General features: G+C 44.0%; 22 protein-coding genes. 12 read left to right on the top strand and 10 right to left on the bottom strand.

Annotation, left to right across the window (positions count from 1 at the left end):
* Positions 1–70 precede the first annotated feature (70 nt).
* Entirely contained in the window at positions 71–1372 is a 1302-nt protein-coding gene (locus ABD894_RS26835) for a flavin monoamine oxidase family protein (protein ID WP_345214188.1), read from the bottom strand.
* 150 nt (positions 1373–1522) lie between these two features.
* Here ABD894_RS26835 and ABD894_RS26830 point away from each other — a divergent pair, with 150 nt between their 5' ends.
* Positions 1523–2254: a DNA-formamidopyrimidine glycosylase family protein gene (locus tag ABD894_RS26830; RefSeq protein ID WP_345214187.1), complete on the top strand. Its 732-nt coding sequence runs from the start codon at positions 1523–1525 to the stop codon at positions 2252–2254.
* Here the strand turns inward: ABD894_RS26830 and ABD894_RS26825 are convergent, their stop codons facing one another.
* Positions 2255–2905 carry an ankyrin repeat domain-containing protein gene (locus tag ABD894_RS26825; RefSeq protein WP_345214186.1) on the bottom strand — a complete coding sequence of 217 codons (651 nt, stop codon included), beginning with the start codon at positions 2903–2905 and terminating at the stop codon, positions 2255–2257.
* Positions 2906–2994: 89 nt separating this feature from the next.
* On the opposite strand from ABD894_RS26825, the gene ABD894_RS26820 reads away from it, so the two are divergent.
* The 6 genes from ABD894_RS26820 to ABD894_RS26795 all read left to right on the top strand — a co-directional run bounded on the left by ABD894_RS26820 (position 2995) and on the right by ABD894_RS26795 (position 9259).
* A complete protein-coding gene (locus tag ABD894_RS26820; RefSeq protein WP_345214185.1) occupies positions 2995–5586 on the top strand; it encodes an FtsK/SpoIIIE family DNA translocase in 2592 nt (863 codons plus the stop codon).
* Positions 5587–5875: 289 nt separating this feature from the next.
* On the top strand, positions 5876–6556 hold the full coding sequence (lolA1, locus tag ABD894_RS26815; protein WP_345214184.1) for an outer membrane lipoprotein periplasmic chaperone LolA1: 681 nt from the start codon (positions 5876–5878) through the stop codon (positions 6554–6556).
* Positions 6557–6737: 181 nt separating this feature from the next.
* Entirely contained in the window at positions 6738–7313 is a 576-nt protein-coding gene (locus ABD894_RS26810; RefSeq protein ID WP_345214183.1) for a hypothetical protein, read from the top strand.
* Positions 7314–7505: 192 nt separating this feature from the next.
* Positions 7506–8063 (top strand): hypothetical protein, encoded by a 558-nt coding sequence (locus ABD894_RS26805; RefSeq protein ID WP_345214182.1) that lies wholly within the window; start codon positions 7506–7508, stop codon positions 8061–8063.
* A gap of 33 nt (positions 8064–8096) precedes the next feature.
* Positions 8097–8663: a hypothetical protein gene (locus tag ABD894_RS26800; RefSeq protein WP_345214181.1), complete on the top strand. Its 567-nt coding sequence runs from the start codon at positions 8097–8099 to the stop codon at positions 8661–8663.
* A 92-nt stretch (positions 8664–8755) separates the two neighbouring features.
* Positions 8756–9259: a hypothetical protein gene (locus tag ABD894_RS26795; protein WP_345214180.1), complete on the top strand. Its 504-nt coding sequence runs from the start codon at positions 8756–8758 to the stop codon at positions 9257–9259.
* Between the two features lie 3 nt (positions 9260–9262).
* Here ABD894_RS26795 and ABD894_RS26790 read toward each other — a convergent pair whose 3' ends face one another.
* Positions 9263–9820, bottom strand: a complete 558-nt coding sequence (locus ABD894_RS26790) for a P-loop NTPase family protein (protein WP_345214179.1) — start codon at positions 9818–9820, stop codon at positions 9263–9265.
* 132 nt (positions 9821–9952) lie between these two features.
* Between ABD894_RS26790 and ABD894_RS26785 the strand changes: the two genes are divergently transcribed.
* The 4 genes from ABD894_RS26785 (at position 9953) to ABD894_RS26770 (ending at position 12035) form a co-directional block, all read left to right on the top strand.
* Positions 9953–10225: a hypothetical protein gene (locus ABD894_RS26785; RefSeq protein ID WP_345214178.1), complete on the top strand. Its 273-nt coding sequence runs from the start codon at positions 9953–9955 to the stop codon at positions 10223–10225.
* On the top strand, positions 10222–10986 hold the full coding sequence (locus ABD894_RS26780; protein WP_345214177.1) for an MBL fold metallo-hydrolase: 765 nt from the start codon (positions 10222–10224) through the stop codon (positions 10984–10986). The genes ABD894_RS26785 and ABD894_RS26780 overlap by 4 nt, the downstream gene beginning before the upstream one ends.
* Positions 10987–11073: 87 nt before the next feature.
* On the top strand, positions 11074–11496 hold the full coding sequence (locus ABD894_RS26775; protein ID WP_345214176.1) for a BLUF domain-containing protein: 423 nt from the start codon (positions 11074–11076) through the stop codon (positions 11494–11496).
* A gap of 104 nt (positions 11497–11600) precedes the next feature.
* A complete protein-coding gene (locus tag ABD894_RS26770) occupies positions 11601–12035 on the top strand; it encodes a BLUF domain-containing protein (protein ID WP_345214175.1) in 435 nt (144 codons plus the stop codon).
* A 21-nt stretch (positions 12036–12056) separates the two neighbouring features.
* Here ABD894_RS26770 and ABD894_RS26765 read toward each other — a convergent pair whose 3' ends face one another.
* Positions 12057–12980: a DUF72 domain-containing protein gene (locus ABD894_RS26765; protein WP_345214174.1), complete on the bottom strand. Its 924-nt coding sequence runs from the start codon at positions 12978–12980 to the stop codon at positions 12057–12059.
* 86 nt (positions 12981–13066) lie between these two features.
* Here ABD894_RS26765 and bla point away from each other — a divergent pair, with 86 nt between their 5' ends.
* A complete protein-coding gene (bla, locus tag ABD894_RS26760) occupies positions 13067–13966 on the top strand; it encodes a class A beta-lactamase, subclass A2 (RefSeq protein ID WP_345214173.1) in 900 nt (299 codons plus the stop codon).
* Between the two features lie 308 nt (positions 13967–14274).
* Here bla and ABD894_RS26755 read toward each other — a convergent pair whose 3' ends face one another.
* The 6 genes from ABD894_RS26755 to ABD894_RS26730 all read right to left on the bottom strand — a co-directional run bounded on the left by ABD894_RS26755 (position 14275) and on the right by ABD894_RS26730 (position 18219).
* Complete coding sequence (locus ABD894_RS26755; protein WP_345214172.1) at positions 14275–15543, bottom strand: alkaline phosphatase family protein; 1269 nt, start codon at positions 15541–15543, stop codon at positions 14275–14277.
* A 90-nt stretch (positions 15544–15633) separates the two neighbouring features.
* Complete coding sequence (locus ABD894_RS26750) at positions 15634–15792, bottom strand: hypothetical protein (protein WP_345214171.1); 159 nt, start codon at positions 15790–15792, stop codon at positions 15634–15636.
* Positions 15793–15805: 13 nt separating this feature from the next.
* Positions 15806–16498, bottom strand: a complete 693-nt coding sequence (locus ABD894_RS26745) for a DUF1345 domain-containing protein (protein WP_345214170.1) — start codon at positions 16496–16498, stop codon at positions 15806–15808.
* Positions 16499–16563: 65 nt separating this feature from the next.
* Entirely contained in the window at positions 16564–16764 is a 201-nt protein-coding gene (locus ABD894_RS26740; protein ID WP_345214169.1) for a YwbE family protein, read from the bottom strand.
* A 7-nt stretch (positions 16765–16771) separates the two neighbouring features.
* Positions 16772–17104 (bottom strand): DMT family transporter, encoded by a 333-nt coding sequence (locus ABD894_RS26735; RefSeq protein ID WP_345214168.1) that lies wholly within the window; start codon positions 17102–17104, stop codon positions 16772–16774.
* 11 nt (positions 17105–17115) lie between these two features.
* Positions 17116–18219, bottom strand: coding sequence for a redoxin domain-containing protein (locus ABD894_RS26730; protein WP_345214167.1), 1104 nt, complete (start codon positions 18217–18219; stop codon positions 17116–17118).
* Positions 18220–18258: the final 39 nt, after the last annotated feature.

The following is an 18258-nucleotide window of genomic DNA, read 5'->3' as shown; positions in this document are numbered from 1 at the left end:
TTGTGAGTTTTGTGTTGAAAGTTATGAGGGGAAATGTAATCCTCTTATCTTACAACTCATAACCCACAACTTACAACACACAGCCTGCCACCCCACTCCCACTACTCAATGCGGCTTCTACTGTACCTATGGCGGCGCCATCGTACAAGTATTCTCCGGCGAAGAAAAGTTTATTTTCTACGGGTGAGTTCATGATCTTTCTTGCTTCGGAGCTGTGTATCGTATCGTAGGAGTATGATCCCCGGGTAAGCGGGTCGGCTGTCCAGTTGGCTACGTACCAGGCAATCAGTTTATCTTTCAGCGTATCGGCATCTATTTTAAATATATTGGCTAATGAGGTTAAGGCCAGTTTAAGTATATCTTCTGCGGATGCATCCTTTTTATCAAATGCCGCAGGCCCTCCCAACCAACCCGTTAGCAAGGTAGACCGCTGCGGAATCTGCGTCCACCAGGTAGGGATAGCCTCCTTTGAAAACAGGTAGCCCATATTCTTCAGGCTTGTGCCTACCATTGCCGTTACAGTTTCGCTCTCCCAAAAAGCTTCGTCAAATTCTAATAACACCTTTATTATAGCGCCAAATCCTAACTGCTGCATAGCCTTGCTGTAGTCGGGGATTGGGGGATCAAAAACTATCGCGCCCTGTTCGCCCCCGGCAGCTTTTAAAACACCCAACGGAACAGCTACGATTACCTTATCGGCCTCATAAGCAACCTCATCTGTAGTAAACACTTTAATACCGTTGGGTAATAGTTGTATCTTGTTCACTATCGCGTTCAGTACTATGGCATTACCGGCTGCTTTGCAGGTATCGGCCAGGTATTTTATCATGGTGCAGTAGCCCCCGGCAATACGATGCTGCGCCTCCATATCCTCGTTTTTCCATTCGTTACGCAGGGCGAATGTGCTGGCATCCCGCGGGTCGGCCGTATCGTAGCCCGATACAAAATCCCATATATTGCTCCGCAAGCGGGCATATTTATCTCCCGGAAATGCCTGCTCCATAAATTCATTGATGGGTATATCGTGCTGCAATTCTTCAAGCCGGGCCAACAACTCATCCCATTCCTCAATAAACTGCATATTTTCCTCAAACTGTCCGTTATGATAACGCCACATGGCGGCATTGGCCGAATGATAAGGAATGCCCGCTTCCTTCAACAGGTTGAGCGTAACCGGCAAATTGCCATGCACAAACTCGGCACCTTGCTCGGCATGCTGAAAAAACAATTGATTATTGAGGGTATGGATACGGCCGCCGGTATGGTTGCGCGCTTCGAGCACTGTTACCGTTTTACCGACCTTAACCAGCTTATAAGCAGCCATTAAACCGGCAGCCCCCGCGCCTATAATGAGTACATCAGTTTTTTTCATAGTGGTATGTGAAGGAAAGGTAATTCAAAATATCGACTTTCAAATTTTCAATATCAAATTTAACCTTCCCCTTACAAACGTTTAGAACGGCAATCTTAATTCGTAACCTGAACTGGCTTAATCTTTGCGCATTTAGCCTAAACCAATGTTATGCCCGAAGGTCCGTCGATAATTATTGCCCAAGAAAAGCTGGAACATTTTGTGCACCACAGGGTAATGGCGGCCGATGGTTATACCAAGAGCATGGACCCGCAACTGCTGGAAGGTAAAACCCTAACCGATATTAAAACCTGGGGTAAGCACCTGTTATTGTGTTTTCATCAACTTACGGTAAGGGTACATTTTATGCTCTTTGGCTCTTATAAAATTGATGAGCGTGGTAAAAAGAACGCCGTGCTTCAACTGGAATTTACCAACGGTATACTTTATTTTTATATAGCTAAAATTGAACTGATAGAGAAACCGCTGGACGAAGTGTACGATTGGCAGGCCGATATCATGACCGATAAATGGAGCACAGCAAAGGCCATTAAAAAGATCCGCTCAAAGCCCGACAGGCTAATTTGTGATGTATTGATGGATCAGCAGATCTTTTCGGGTGTAGGTAATATCATCAAAAACGAAGTGCTTTTCAGATGCAAGATCCACCCGGAAAGCAAAGCTTCGGGCATTAGCGATAAAAAGCTGAAAGAACTCATCAACGAAACTATAAAATACAGTTTTGAGTTTTTAGAGCAGAAGAAAGCCAATACCCTAAGCCGCCACTGGCAGGCTTATGAACAGGAAGAATGCCCGCGCAACCATATCCCCTTTCATAAACAGGAATTAGGTAAAACCAAGCGATGGTGCTATTACTGCAATAAATGCCAAAAAGTATATTGATCAAAGTTCCAGTATTGCGGCTATATCATTAAAGCCCTTTTCGTTGGCGAGGTCGGCGGGGAGTTTGCCGCCCTCCATGCGGGTATTTACTTCGGCGCCATGTTCAAGCAGCATTATCAATAGTTCGATATTGCCATTTTGCGCGGCCGAATGCAGCGGGGTTACCCCTGCCTGTTGTTTAATATTCACCGCGGCACCGTTCTCAATCAGCAGCACCGCGATATTGGTAAAATTACCTGCCGCGGCCGAGTGCAGCGGGAAAACACGGTAGCCATTATCAGATGGCAGGTTAACATCGGCACCCTTGGCAACCAAATATTTGGCTACTTCATATTGCCCGAAATAGCTGGCCAGTCCCAACGGGGTAAAGCCATCATCAGAGTAACTATCTATCGCATCGGGGTGATTAGTAAGCAGGTGGCTCACCACATCGTGCTTACCAACGGCGGCGGCCTCAAACAGGTTGATCTCGTCTAAATACTTAAGCAGCAACCCGGTAACAGCCGGTTTTTTGTAGTAACACGACAGCATCAACGGTGAAATATTAAGGCTGGTGGAAGCCTTCGCCAGCGCGGGATTTGCGGCAAGCAGGTTGGTTAAACCGTGCAGGTCGGCATCAGCAATAAACTGTTCCAGTTGGTCGGTACTCATAAACTCAATATTACTAAAAATTAAAAAAATGCACCAAATTAGTTGTTAACTATTAACTTTATATTTGCACATTATTAGTGATTTTACAGATGCCGCCAAAAGGGAACCAGTTCAGGTCAAATACTTTAAAGGATGAAAATCAACCGCGCCAATCTGCTGCCAAAGGAGAAAAAGCACGTTTGCTGAAGGATAAGGGAATAAAAATGCCGGTGTTTGATTTAAAGGATGGCCGCATTGCAAAGGTGCTGGGGCTGTTTTTTTTAATTATATCCATCTTCTTTTTAACCGCCTTCACCTCTTACCTGTTCACCTGGCAGGAAGATCAAAGTTATGTGTCAAAAGCCAACGGTGGCTGGGGCAACCTGCTTAAAACAACGCAGGAACTCGCCCTCAAAAACATCGACCCTATTGTTGATAACTGGCTGGGTAAATTTGGCGCACTGCTGGCAAACCAGTTTATTTACCAGTGGTTTGGCATAGCATCGTTCATATTTGTGTTTGTATTTTTTGTGATAGGCTATCGCCTGTTGTTTAAAGTGCGCCTGCTTTCGTTAAGTAAGACTATTGCTTACGCCCTGTTTGGTATTGTGTTTTTATCGGTGACGATGGGCTTTTTTCACGCCTTTATCAGCGATACGCCTCACTTTTTAGAGGGTGAATTCGGTTTTTGGAGCAACCGGCTTTTAGATGCGCAGATAGGCCATACCGGGGTTGCCGGCGTATTGGTTTTCGCGGGATTAACGGTGCTCATCATCGCTTATAACATCGACTTTAAAATACCCGAACGTAAAAAGGTTACCCTTGCCGATACCGTGCCGAATGTGGTGCCCGAACCGGTTGACCTGCTTGACGAAGAACCATCTTTACCTGTAGAGTGGCCCCGTGGAGGCGCTAATACCGTACGCGACAGGCTGGCGAACAATCCGGCAAACCGCGAAGAAGAAATGGTACGCCCCGAGCCGCTTAAACAGCAGCCATTGGTGCAGAACCCTGTTTTTCATGAGCCATTGGTGCTAACGCCCGATGTATCTGCCGTGCACGAACCAGAAACTGAAGACGAGATACCTTTAACTGTTGAAACCACGCGCCCAACGGCCATACTCAATATAGAGAAGACCGACAATGAAAAAGCGAATGATTTAGTAGCCCAGTTTGGCACTTACGATCCTACGCTCGACCTGGCATCATATAAATACCCGCCGCTTGAATTGTTGGAAAATTACGGCTCAAATAAGATTAGTGTAAATACCGAGGAACTGGAGGCCAACAAGAACAAGATTGTTGAAACGCTTAATCATTACAATATTGAAATTGATAAGATAAAAGCGACCATTGGCCCAACAGTTACCCTTTACGAAATTATACCCGCACCGGGTGTACGGATCTCTAAGATCAAAAACCTGGAGGACGATATCGCGCTGAGCCTTGCCGCCTTGGGGATACGTATTATTGCCCCAATGCCGGGCAAGGGTACAATTGGTATAGAGGTGCCCAATCAGCACCCCGAAATGGTATCGATGCGCAGTGTACTGGCTACCGAAAAGTTTCAGAACACGCCGATGGACTTGCCTATCGCGCTGGGTAAAACCATATCGAACGAAGTATTTATTGCCGATTTGGCCAAGATGCCCCACTTATTGGTTGCGGGTGCTACCGGCCAGGGTAAATCGGTTGGTATTAACGCTATCCTGGTATCGCTGTTATATAAACGCCACCCTGCCGAGCTGAAATTTGTACTGGTTGACCCTAAAAAGGTGGAGCTAACGCTGTTCCGTAAAATTGAGCGTCACTTTTTGGCCAAGCTTCCGGGTGAAGCCGATGCCATTATTACCGATACCAAAAAGGTGATCAACACCCTCAATTCGCTTTGTATTGAGATGGACCAGCGATACGATTTGCTGAAAGACGCGCAGGTACGTAACCTGAAGGAATACAATGCCAAATTCATCAACCGTAAAATACCTAACCCGGAGAAGCACCGCTTTTTACCCTTCATTGTACTGATTGTGGATGAGTTTGCCGACTTGATGATGACCGCCGGTAAAGAGGTAGAAATGCCTATTGCCCGTTTGGCGCAACTGGCACGTGCGGTGGGTATTCACCTGGTTATTGCCACACAAAGGCCGTCGGTTAATATCATTACGGGTACTATTAAGGCCAACTTCCCGGCAAGGCTTGCCTTCAGGGTATTGTCTAAGATAGATTCGCGTACGATATTGGATGCCGGTGGTGCCGATCAGTTGATCGGTCGTGGTGATATGCTGCTGTCAACCGGCAGCGACCTGATCCGCTTGCAATGCGCCTTTGTGGATACTCCGGAGGTAGAAAAAATATCCGACTTTATAGGCGAACAACGCGGCTATCCATCGGCATTTATGCTGCCCGAATATGAGGGCGACGGCGCGGAAGGCAGCAGTCCAAAAGATTTTGACCCGGATGACCGCGACCCGATGTTCGAAGATGCCGCGCGCCTTATTGTGTTGCACCAGCAAGGCTCAACCTCGCTGATACAACGCAAACTTAAACTGGGCTATAACCGTGCAGGCCGTATCATCGATCAGCTGGAAGCCGCAGGCATTGTTGGCCCTTTTGAAGGTAGCAAGGCCCGCGATGTGCTGTATCCGGATGAGTATAGTCTGGAACGCCATTTGGAATCGTTGTCGCAAAAGGGGGAATCGTAAGGGCAGGGATAGGGCGGTTAAACAAACCTGATACTACTCACCCGGTCTACGCTTCGCTGGACCTCCCTCTCTCCTGCTTTGCAGCAAAGAGGGTAGGAAGAAAATAAAAAAACAAAGTCTTTCTTTACGCTTTGCGTATAGAGGGGCGACGAGCGAAGCAATGTCGGGGTGAGTCGATACAACATTACAGTTACCTCCCCCACATTAAACCAATCTCCACAATACCACTCTAAAATAAAACCCCTGCAACAATTATGCTGTTTAGAGGTTTATTACACAAAATGAAAACATGAAAAAAGTATTCATATATATTTTGCTGCTATCGGGTGCTGCTACGCAGGCGTATGCACAAAAGGATGCCGATGCCAAGACCATATTAAGCGACCTGAGCAAAAAGTACCGCTCGTACACATCGGTTAAAACCGATTTCTCGCTGAACATTAACAATCAGCAGGCGGGCATTAATGAAACCCAAACGGGCAGTATCATCAGCAAAACAAAGGACAATAAGTTTCATTTGAGTTTGTACCGCCCGCAGGGGCCGGCAAAATCGGTGATAGACCAGGAGATCATTAGCGATGGTAAAACCCAGTGGACCTACAACATTCCCGACAAAGAAGTACAGGTAGCTGATGCCGGGCAAGGTAAGGACGGCTTTAACCCCGCGCAGATTTTCACCCTTTACGAAAACGGGTACAAGTATGTGTTCGCCGGTACGCAAAAGCTGAACGGTAAGGTATACCAGGTGGTTGATCTTAGTCCGGAGGATGCTAAATCGCCTTTCTTTAAAATAAGGATGATGGTTGATAAGGTTAAAAAACAGCTGTACAGCATTTTAGTGTTCGACCGCAATGGCAGCAAGTATAACTATACTTTTAAAACGATAACCCCCAACGTATCGGTTGCCGATGGCTATTTCAGCTTCGACCCAAAATCGCACCCGGGTGTTGAGGTGGTTGATCTGAGGTAATCGATCACTAACAGTATTAACAAGAAGGACTGGTCGCGCTTAAGTGATCAGTCCTTTTTTTGTTGGTATCAATTAAACCTTTAATGTATAAATCAATCCTACCTAACAACAATGCGTTGTTGTTAGGTGTGTAATTGCATAAATTACGCACCAAAAAAATCACCTAAAAAACATCTTTATCATGAAGAAATTATTTTCTCTCGCCCTCCTTTTATTAAGTACGATCAGCTTTTCATTCGCGCAGCAAAACAACGCGGCGGCAAACCTTAATTTTAAAGATCTTTCGCAATTGCAGTACCTACCCAAGGCAACTCGTGATAGCCTAAAAATCGTACTCAAAAAAGCCAATAAGGCTTTTTCGGCCCCAGTAAATGGTAAAAACGCTATTACACCGGTACCTGCATCGGGTGCAAAATTCTTTAAGGCCATGTCTGAACTAATGATTCAGATTCTGGACAACCCTGATCCGGCATTGATAGCTAAGAACCAGGCCAAGTGCGACCGCCTGCAAGCCGACATGGAGTTTGACCTTCAAATGGTTGCCGAAAAAATGACTTACGAACAGGAACGTAAAAGCATAATCGACGAATACAAAAGCGGAGATTATGATGATGCCGAAGAAAGACGCGATGCACGCAAAGAAATGAACGAAGACTTGAAAGACCTGAAAGAAGATTACGACGACACAATAAAAGAATTTCGTGAAGAACGCAAAGAACGCCTTCAGGAACTCGCAGAGCAGGAAAAAGACGCTTGATAATCTCGTCCGAGGCGTTACAATAAATTGACGGAAAATTTCGTAGTGTTGCTGTGTGCATATTTGTGTCGTCCAAGTTGTAAGACGAATGGGATTTGCTGGCGGTTGACTAAAACTTTTTTACCTTAGTCAGAAAAGTTGATATCTCAATTGGTGTTAATTGAGATATCAATCCCCCCAATAATTTAAGTTATGAAAAAGATTATCTTCAATTTAGCCACGTTACTACTCACATCTATTGTTTTTCATTCGAAAGCGCAAACGCAAAAAAACGATAACTGTGATTTTTTTGATACTGTCGTAAACAACCATAATCAGATCTTTCCGTCTTCAGGTATTCCTTCTGCTATAGAGATGATTCTAAAGCAGTGTAAAGCAGTGGATTTTAATTTTTATAACTTACAAAATGAATGGAAAAACAAAACCGATGGCTCTTTCAGTGACTTTGACAAAAAGAAATTATACGGGGTTACATTTTCCCAGAAATTTAAATTGCCCCGGGATGCAAATTTTCCAATAGATAGTCTTTTTCAAACTATAGAAAGTGAATTGAAGTCTGGTAAAAAGGTAATTATCGCATTGCAGGTGGACACGGGCTGGCCTATTTTTGTCGTCTATAAAAAAACTAAGGATGGTGAATTTGTTTCATACAGCAAACTTGGAAGCCATACATTAATACTTAGAAATACAAAAGAAATTGTGAAAAAGTCTAATGGCACGGAAATCATGACTTACAGCACCCGTTTGTAACTGAAGGTAAGCATATTTTACTGAAATAATTAAATGATGAAAAAGATCCTCTTTGGTTTAGTTGTGTTAATATCCACATGGGTTATCTTTACTTCGAAGGCTCAAGCACAAAAAATCAATAATTGTGATTTTTTTAATACTGTCGTAAATAACCACAATCAGCTCTTTCAATTGTCTTGCATTCCATCAGCTGTTGAAATGATATTAAAGTATTATAAAGTTGTAGATTTTGATTTTTACGACTTACAAAATGAATGGAAAAACAAAACTGATGGGTCTTTCCGTAACTTTGACAATAAAAAATTATACGGCATTACGTTTTTTCAAAAATTTGTTTTGCCCCGGGATGCGAGCTTTCCGATAGACAGCCTTTTTAGAACTATAGAAAAGGAATTGAAGGCTGAAAGAAAAGTGATTATCTCACTTCCGTCAGACTCGGGCTGGCATATGTTTATCATCTGCGAACAAACTCCGGATGGAGAATTTGTTTCATACAGCAAGCTTGGAAGCCATACGTTAATACTTAGAAATACGAAAGAAATTGTAAAAAAGTCTAACGGTACAGAAATCATGACTTACAGTACCCCCTCTCGTTTGTAACAACGAGGCAATGAATCGTACTGATAAAAAGACTGCTAATAGTTGCTTTTAACAGGCAACTATTTGTATGTTTATAGTATAAACCAATAACCATGAAAAACCTCTTCGCCCTTATTTTTATTGCTTTTGCCTTTGCATTAAACACACAGGCACAAAGCCATAGCGATAACGCTGCTAAGCCAGCTTATTATCTTGATTCGGTAAAGTTTGGCAACTCGCTTGAAACATTTGTGTTTGACATGGATAAGATCGCGGAGATTTCAGTAATGAAAAACGAAGGACCTGCGGGCGCGGTGTACATCAAATCAAAAAATCCTGCCGACTTTAATTTTTTATCGTTGCCGCAAGTGGCGCTTTACTATACCGGTAAAAAAGGCCCCTACCTGTTTATGCTCAACGGTAAAATACTAACAGATATCAGCCAGATAAAGATAGACGCGAGTTTTATAGCCATTTGCCAAAAAACAAACACTAAAGATATAGCCTACCTTAAAGGCACGCCCGCAATGAGCATCCTCAATATTCAAACAAGGGATAAAGTTAAAAAGGAAACGTTTATACGCGGGCAAGGGAATGAATCATCGGCCGGGCGTTAATACTTATGCCGAGGCCGCTCTTAGCCTGTCAATTCTTGCATGCACTTGTTTCAAACGATCGGCAACGCTGGTATCACCTACAATTTCAAGCACCGGGCATTTCAGGCTTTGCAACCATTCGCGCTGCCTGTGTAATGTGCGCGAGGTTGTTGTAGTTTTAGGATCATCATAACTGGCAGCAAATGCCAAAAAATCGACATACTGCTTATGCCGTGCGCCATTGTAAATGGCATCGCCGTAGCGTTCAAACTCGCGTTTTTTTACACGCGCCATCCGTATAGCAGGCGGCACAAACAAAAACACTACCAAATCAACTTCCGGGTATGGCTGTAAGCCCCAGCCCATTACCGGGCCGCCCAATACCCATTGCTCTTTACCGGCTAATGCGTCGCTGAGCATAGTGTTGCGCGAATTAATTTCGCGCCTCACAGTGAACGGATTGGTGGTAGGCTCCCAAAAGTATTTGTCGCTATCAAAATAAGGATATTCAATTTCTTTAGCGAGCGCTTCGCCCAGCGTAGTAACCCCCGAACCGGACGCGCCCATGATATTGATACGCATAATAGTATAAGTATTTATTGAAGCTATCGGCAGGCAAAACTAAAGACATTGCCACAGGCTACAACGTCTATTTTTACTTTTTAATTGTATTTGGGCCTTATAATAAGCCCCCGTTTTAGTATTTTTGGATTAATGCTACCCTTAACCAACCATTCGCTGGAGAAACTGGAACTGCTGCTTAAAAGCGGCGGTTACAAGGTACGTTATGAAAAAGGCAATTTTAAAACAGGCGCCTGCTTGCTGCAACACAGCAAAATGATAGTGGTAAATAGGTTTTCGAACCTCGAAAGCCGCATACAGGCATTGGTAGAGCTAACCCATCAACTGGAAATTGATCACAAACTGCTGGACGAAAAACAAATTGCGTTTTTGCAGCAATTACAACAAACTAACCTGCAACTGTGACCATTACTTTTTTAGGAACCGGAACTTCACAGGGCGTACCTGTAATAGCCTGCGATTGCGAGGTATGCACCTCAGCCGATCCGCATGATAAACGCCTGCGGTCGTCTATTTTGGTTGAGGCGGCCGGTAAAGTAGTGGTGATTGATTCGGGCCCCGATTTCAGGTACCAGATGCTGCGCGCTTGCGTAAAACATTTGGATGCTATTGTTTTTACCCACGAACATAAAGACCACGTAGCCGGGCTGGATGATGTACGCGCCTTTAACTACAAGCAACAAGCCGCCATTGATGTATATGCTGTTGAGCGTGTGCAGGAAGCATTGAAAAGGGAGTTTTCTTATATTTTTAGTGATTCGCCTTACCCGGGTATACCGCAGGTGAACATGCACACCATTAACAAGGATACCCCTTTTGATATTGGCGGTATTCATTTTATACCCATCGAGGTGTTGCACTATAAACTGCCCGTGCTCGGTTTCAGGATAGGCGATTTCACCTATATCACCGATGCCAAAACCATATCGGCACAAGAGCGCGAAAAGATAAAGGGCACTAAGGTGCTGGTGATTAACGCGCTGCAAAAGCAAACCCACATTTCGCACTTTACGCTTGATGAGGCCATTTCCTTCGCCCAGGAAATTGGCGCCGAAAAAACATATCTTACACACATCAGCCACAGGTTGGGCAAGCATCATGATATATCGCAGGAGCTGCCGCCCAATATTGAACTTGCTTACGATAGCCTTACTATTGAGGTTTAATTGAAAATATTTTTCAAAAAATGTGCCTTTGTAAAATCTAAATACATCTTTTTCCGTTTATATGGTTATTACCACGTTAATTAAACTATGTATTACCTGATCTATATGAGCACGGCCACACGCCTGCTTAGTGATGATGACCTAAAAGAAGTTTTGGCTACAAGCCGAACTTACAACCTCACCTACAATATTACGGGCATACTCCTTTACTCCGATGGTATTTTTATTCAGCTGCTTGAAGGTGACGAACAAGCGGTTACTGAGCTTTTTGTAAAAAAAATAAAAAACGACACAAGGCACAAGAACATTATAGAAGTGGTGACCGGTGATACCAACGCGCGCAGCTTTCCGGATTGGTCGATGGGTTTTATGGCGCCAAAAGCCGAAGAACTTAAAACCCTGCAAGGTTATATCAACCCGCAGCAAATAAATTTAGAGCGCGATGAAGCGCCGCCGCTGCCGCTAACTATACTAAAAACCTTTGTTGAAAATAACAGCTTTACGGCTTAATTAATTTTTAATATATAATTAAGGATATTACTCCAAACGGGAATATTTTTCTACCTTTATTTGAAAGTTTGCCGTTTTTTATGTCCTGAAATATTCCCTAAGAAATGAACTACTTGATTTATGTAAGTACGGCTACCAAATTGTTAAGTGAGTATGAATTAACAGACCTGCTTACCGAAAGCAGGGACCTTAACGCCCGCGACAACATTACAGGTATGCTTCTTTACGCTGAAGGTACTTTTATACAGGTACTGGAAGGCGAACAACATGTGGTATCCGCAACTTTTAACCGCATTGAGCAAGACTCCCGACACAAGAACATCATATTACTTACCGTAGGCACTATATCAAACCGCAACTTCCCCAGCTGGACAATGGGTTTCATGTCGGCCAATGCCGATATATTATCTGAGTTTAGCGGTTACATTAACCCGGCGCAAATAGGTTTCTTAAATGGCCCCGATGGCAGCAAGGTGATCAAGCTGTTAAAGAGCTTCGCGCAAGATAATAAAATGAATACCGGCGATCTAAGTGTTTAAAATCCTGTTGTATTCTGTTAGTTAATCAAACAGGCCCTTCTCCTTATTTAAAAACTGCGGCCGCATCAAATTAAGGCCGAGTACTTTGTTTAGTTCTTCCGATACATAATCGCTTAACTCGGGCGAGTAGCGTTCATCGTGCTGGTGCATAAAAAACCATAGACTTTGCAGGCCCATATCTGCCCATTGCTTTATACGCGCTATCCATTCATCTATCCGTTGCTTGTCTGAATCGCCTCCTTCGGGGCCGTTACCTACAAACCTGATAAAGGCATGCGGTGTAGGCAACATCATGTGCACGCAATCGCGGCGGCCGGTGGCATCAGTTAGTACCGCGCCAATGTTTAGCTCTTTAAACAAACCGAATACTTTATCGCGATTTTCGGCAACGCCAAACCAGTCTTTATGTCTCAGCTCTACAAATACAGGCACATCGGTGGGTAAATGTTCCAGGTAGGCTTTTAGTTCAGGATAGCTCTTAGGTGTAAAATTATCGCTCAATTGCAAAAATAACGGACCAAGCTTATCGCCAAAGGCGGCTATGCCTTCGTAAAAAGTAGTGGTAATATCTTCAGCATTTTTGAGGCGACGGATATGGCTGATGCTTTGCGAAAATTTAGGGCAAAATTTAAAACCGGGATTGGTATCGGCCTTCTCTTTCCATTTGCTGATGGTTGCCGGGCCATATACCTGGTAAAAGGTAGCGTTGAGTTCAATACAATCGAAATGCTTTACGTATTCATCCAGAAAATTGGCGTCCTTTGTTTTAGGCGGATAGATCATCCCTACCCACTCCTTACGCCCCCATTTGGCACAACCCACATGCACAGCAAGCGCTTGTTTACCCTTTGCTGCCGCAAGCGTATCAATTGTAAATTGCGGATCATTAGGCAGTGTGAAATCTACCTCTGTAAGCTGCTCCGGAGCCACCTTTCCAAATTCCATATCGGTATATAATTACAGGCAAAAGTTAATTAAAAAGCCTGCATAAACAACAGACAAAGTATTAATTTTGTGTGCATCTTTTATCTATGAATAACTTATTTAAAACAATTGGCTTCGCCATAATTTGCCTGATATTACCTGCATCGGCCTTGAAAGCCCAGCAAAAAACACTCAGGCAACAGATACAACAGGTTGCCGCCACCATTGACGGCAAAGTAGGCGTAGCAATAATAAACCTCAAAACAAATGATACGCTAACACTAAATGGATACAACGCCATGGTAATGCACAGCGTAATGAAATTACCAATAGCCATGGCCGTTTTGCACGAGATTGATAAAGGTAAGCTACAGCTAAACCAACAATTGTACATCGCTAAAGCCGAACTGCTTAAAGATACCTGGAGCCCACTGCGCGATAAATATCCGAACGGTAATGTGAAGGTACCGCTAAGCACCTTGTTGAGTTATATGGTATCGCAAAGTGATAATAATGCCTGCGATATTTTGCTGGCCCGCATTGGCGGCCCTGCCGTGGTAGAGCGGTACATACATAGCCTCGGTATTAAAAACATAGCCATAAAAACTTCAGAAGCGCAAATGGCTACCGCATGGAATGTTCAGTACAGCAATTGGTGTTACGCTACGGCTATTACAGGTTTATTAAAATTGATTGACAAAGGCAGCGTATTATCAAAACCGAGCAACGCCTTTTTATACAAAATACTGCGGGAAACCACCACCGGCCCTAAACGCTTAAGAGGGTTATTACCTGCGGATGCTATAGTTGCACATAAAACAGGTTCATCGGGTACTAATGATAAGGGCCTCTCTCCGGCAACTAATGATGCAGGCATTATTACCTTACCTAACGGCCAACAAATAGCCATAGCCGTATTAATTACCGATACCTATGCCGATGAAGCTAAGCGCGAAGGGGTAATTGCCAAAATAAGTCGTTTGGTTTGGGATAATTACAACAAGTAGTTAGCCCCCATGTCATTGATTTCTAATATCCGGGGATAACATTGACGCAAATAAAGTGGTCGATGCCTCATGCCTCACAAACAGACTATCGTCATTGCGAGGTACGAAGCAATCTCTAAACTGTACAGAGCGGCTCTGCTTATGTAGAGATTGCTTCGTACCTCGCAATGACGCGTTTTACAATCCCGTTTACTTCTTAAACCGCCCGCCTTTGCGCTCATGGCCTCTTCAGTTCTGCCCGTTTTCGCCCGAAGCTGCTTGCTGACGAAGAAAGCCACTCGGCATAGCTTGGATATTATTGCTCAGATTTATTTTTTAAGCAACACCTTATCGGCCAGCTTGTTGTCGCCATCTACCTTTTCGGTGGTCTTTAAATCTAAAATTTTACTGACGAGGTTGAATACGCTTACATTTTTAAAGGGCGCGATGGTAAGGTGCTTTTTGAATTGCGGTCCCCAGGCAAAAAAGGTAGCCTGCATATCCTTTATCACATACGGATCATAGCCGTGCCAGCCAGGGTTCAGCTTCTTTTTGTTATTCAGATTGAAAACTTTTGGATAGCGCGGGATCAGCAATATATCGCCAATGCGGTTATGCCAATCGTCGGATGCACGGTAATTGAGTCGCTTAGGCACGTTGGTAGCCAGATAAACATCATAATAATCTTTCGCTTCCTTTTTCAGTTCGTTATAAGTCCCCTTTACATCGGCTTTGTTACGGGCGTATAGTTCTACCAAAATACCATCGCCCGATACTACAAACTTTGAGGTATCGATAGCAGCCGGAACAGGCAGCGGGTTTTGGTTATCAACCCTGGTCATCCCGTGGTCGGCCACGAAGATAAAGTTAACATCGAGGCCGGTAGTTTTAACAGCCTTGTTCAGTTCGTATACTGCAGAATCAACAAAGTGTACCTTTTCGGCGGTTTCAGGCGCATCCGGGCCGAATACATGGCCATCGTGATCTACCTGCGGGAAGTAGAAAGTTATCAGATGCGGACGTTGCTCGGCGGGCAAATTAAGCCATTTTACTACCGTTTCAATACGGTCATGAATAGGGATCTGCTCGTTATAGGTATAGTAGTAGGTTTGGCGCATATCTTTTATTGCCGCCTCTGATGCTACCCAGTAAAAGCTTGCAGCCAGCATTTGCTGCTGTTCGGCCAATATCCAAAGCGGAGTGCCACCGTACCATGTGCCATCGCCAACTTTGGCTTTATTGCTCATTTTGTAAAAATCTTTGCGGTCGCGGTCGTAAAAGGTATTGTTCACCAAACCGCTGTGTGATGGATACAAGCCCGTAACCATGGCGTAATGATTGGGAAAAGTAACCGAAGGGTACGAAGGGATCATCGATTCGGCACGTACACCGCTATCGGCAAGGGCCAGCAGGTGGTCGGCGTGGTGTTTAACCGCGTAATCGTACCGGAAACCATCGGCAGATATCAATATAACGTAGGGCTTTTTTTGTTGCTCGGGGCTATTCTTTCTTCCGGGGGTAATCTTTTGAGTGGTATCTGCCTGACTAAAAGCAGGTAAGGAAAAAACGATCAGCAGCAAATAGAGGCAGTATTTCATGCTGCAAATTTATCGATTTTAAATTACGGCTATGTTAAATTGCGGTGCTGTATAAAAGATGATACAGTGGTGATGACCTTAACCCGGCACTTAATACTCCCACCCCTTAAATTTTGTAAAGGGCTCTTCCAATACAGAAGTTCTGCGGATGTAACGATTACGCTGCTTTTTCAGCCATTTCCTGTCGCCTGCTTTTGGTTTGGCAGAGATATTATGGAGATTTTCAATCTGTATAATTCGTAAAGCCATTTGTATTAATTAATTAACCCGATACCAAACCCGATATAACATTGATACTCAAAGCCACAATAGCAGTATTAAAAGCGAAGGAAATTAAGCCGTGCATCAGCGTTAAACGGCGGATAGTCCGTGAAGTGATCTCCACATCCGATACCTGGAAGGTCATCCCTACAACGAAACCGAAGTACACAAAGTCGAGATAGTCCGGATCTTCTTTTCCGGGGAAATCAAGGCCGCCAACTACCGTTTTTTTACCATCATCGGTAATCTCCTGGTAGTATAAATGCGCGTATCGCATGCTGAACAGCGTATGCACCAGCCACCACGAAACCAATACGGCCGTCATCGACAGGAAGATATTGGTAGTGATCTCGTCATCGGCATGCCCCTTTGATGATTTGAGCAGCAGGTAAATAGCCAGCAGGCTAATGAGCGATGCCCCTATCACGAAAAGAAAGATGGCTGTCCGGCTGGAATCTTCCAGACTGGCAATCCTGCGGATCTCGCGCGGATGCGCCCAAATAATGATGATCCAGTCGAGCACTATAACGGTAAAGGCAAACGCTATCCAGGTGACCAATGCCACTGCCAGAACCGTTAAATGCCTGAAGCAAAAGAAAGCGCCGATAGCCACCGCCAGCGAAACGTATACCCTAAAGTGCGCATCGAGGCGAAAAAAAAAGCTTTTGGGTAACTGGGGTTTTACGGCAGGCATTATTTTGATAACAGATGTATGATCAAATATGCAGATTTTAAATCAGATAGCTATTAGCGGCTGCGTTAATCTTCCTCTACAATTTCGGCTACGCGGCCTACCTGTCCGTCCTCTAAACGTACCTTGATACCACGTGAGTGAAAAGCCGAACTGGTAAGCAGATCTTTAACAATGCCGCGGGTAAGTTTACCGCTGCGCTGATCTTTCTTCAGGATGATGTCAACCTCTAAACCGGGATATATATCGCTTCTGTTTTGTCCGTTCATGAGTAATTTAGTGTGAGGTAGATACAAATTTAAGCCCCATAATTGAGCTGATAAGCGTTACTATGAAAAATAAACGCCAAAACGTGGCAGGTTCCTTAAAAAAGATGATGCCGATAATTACCGTGCCTACAGCGCCGATGCCCGTCCACACTGCATAAGCCGTACCTAATGGCAGTGTTTGGGTAGCTTTGTAAAGCAACACCATACTCACAGTCAAAAAAACAAGGAAGCCGCCTATCCACCCATAATACGCGTTACCTGCGGCCTCTTTAGCTTTGCCCAGGCAGGTAGTAAAACCTACTTCGCACAGGCCGGCAATAAATAACAATATCCAGTTCATACCGGCAAATATCAGTTTTTTGCAAGGTAATCTCTTATAAAAGTTTTCATCACCGCTTCGTTACCCTCGCTAAAACCCATCACTTTTTTAACAATGTGGTTTTTATTTGAAACCAGATAGATCTGCGGAATAGAACCTAAATTATACCTTGCTTCGGCAGTACTAAAATCAGCCTTGGGCACAATAAGCTGTTGCCAGCTCATGTTTTCCTGCTCCATAGCCTTTAACCATGCAGCCTTATCTTTATCAATGGATACACTTACCAAACGTAGGCCCGTATCATTAAATTCACTTGCTATTTTTTTCAATCCCGGTATCTCGCGCCTGCACGGGCCACACCAACTGGCCCAAAATACTACCATATTGAGCTTTTTGGTACTGTCAACCAAGTTCACCTGCCTGCCATCCTTATCAGCAAATACGCTGTTAAAAAATTGATCTTCCGTTGCCGGGCGTTCATCCAAAAATTGCTTAAGCTTACGCCCTTCATAAGATTGCCGAAGCCCTTTATCAAACCCGTTGTATATTGCCGAAACCTGGCTTTTGTTAAAGCTGTATTTAAGGTTACTCATCGCATACATCACCCAATAGGCATCGGGCTTGTCTGCCACGAGTTTTTTAATACGGTTAAACTGGGCAGCACGTCTGTTGGTATCGCCGCTGATCCGGATGTAGGGCAGAGTTATATTTTTAAAAGTGAAGTCGTTTTGGGTACCGTTTGCTAAAGTAACGCCGCCCCGTTTTTTGGCAAGATCACCGGTTAACGTAATTTCTCCTTTTTCTAACAAAAAGTCGGCATAGAGATGTACCTCATCTCCTTTGGTTTCATAAGGATTAATAACCGCAAGATTTTGTTGTTTATTCTTTTCATCGGCATAAGTAATATATGCCAAAACAGGAGTAAAAGAAGTATCCGGGTGTAAACTGAACTCAAACTTACCATCAGTTGCCCGTACCGAATCAATAGGTTTATGATCTGAGAAGTTACGGTACAGGTACACATACCTGTCGCCAATGCCTTTTACATCGCCTTTAATATAAATGCCGTCGTCGTGCTTGCACGATAAAAAACAGCAGCAAAAAATCAGCAGGGATACGGAGAGAAGGCGTTTCATAGGTTTAGTGTTTAACAGCTTATAAAGCTAATAAACCAT

The sequence above is a fragment of the Mucilaginibacter gynuensis genome (genome assembly GCF_039541195.1).
GTDB classification, from domain to species: domain Bacteria; phylum Bacteroidota; class Bacteroidia; order Sphingobacteriales; family Sphingobacteriaceae; genus Mucilaginibacter; species Mucilaginibacter gynuensis.
This window is presented reverse-complemented; position numbering and strand designations above follow the sequence as displayed.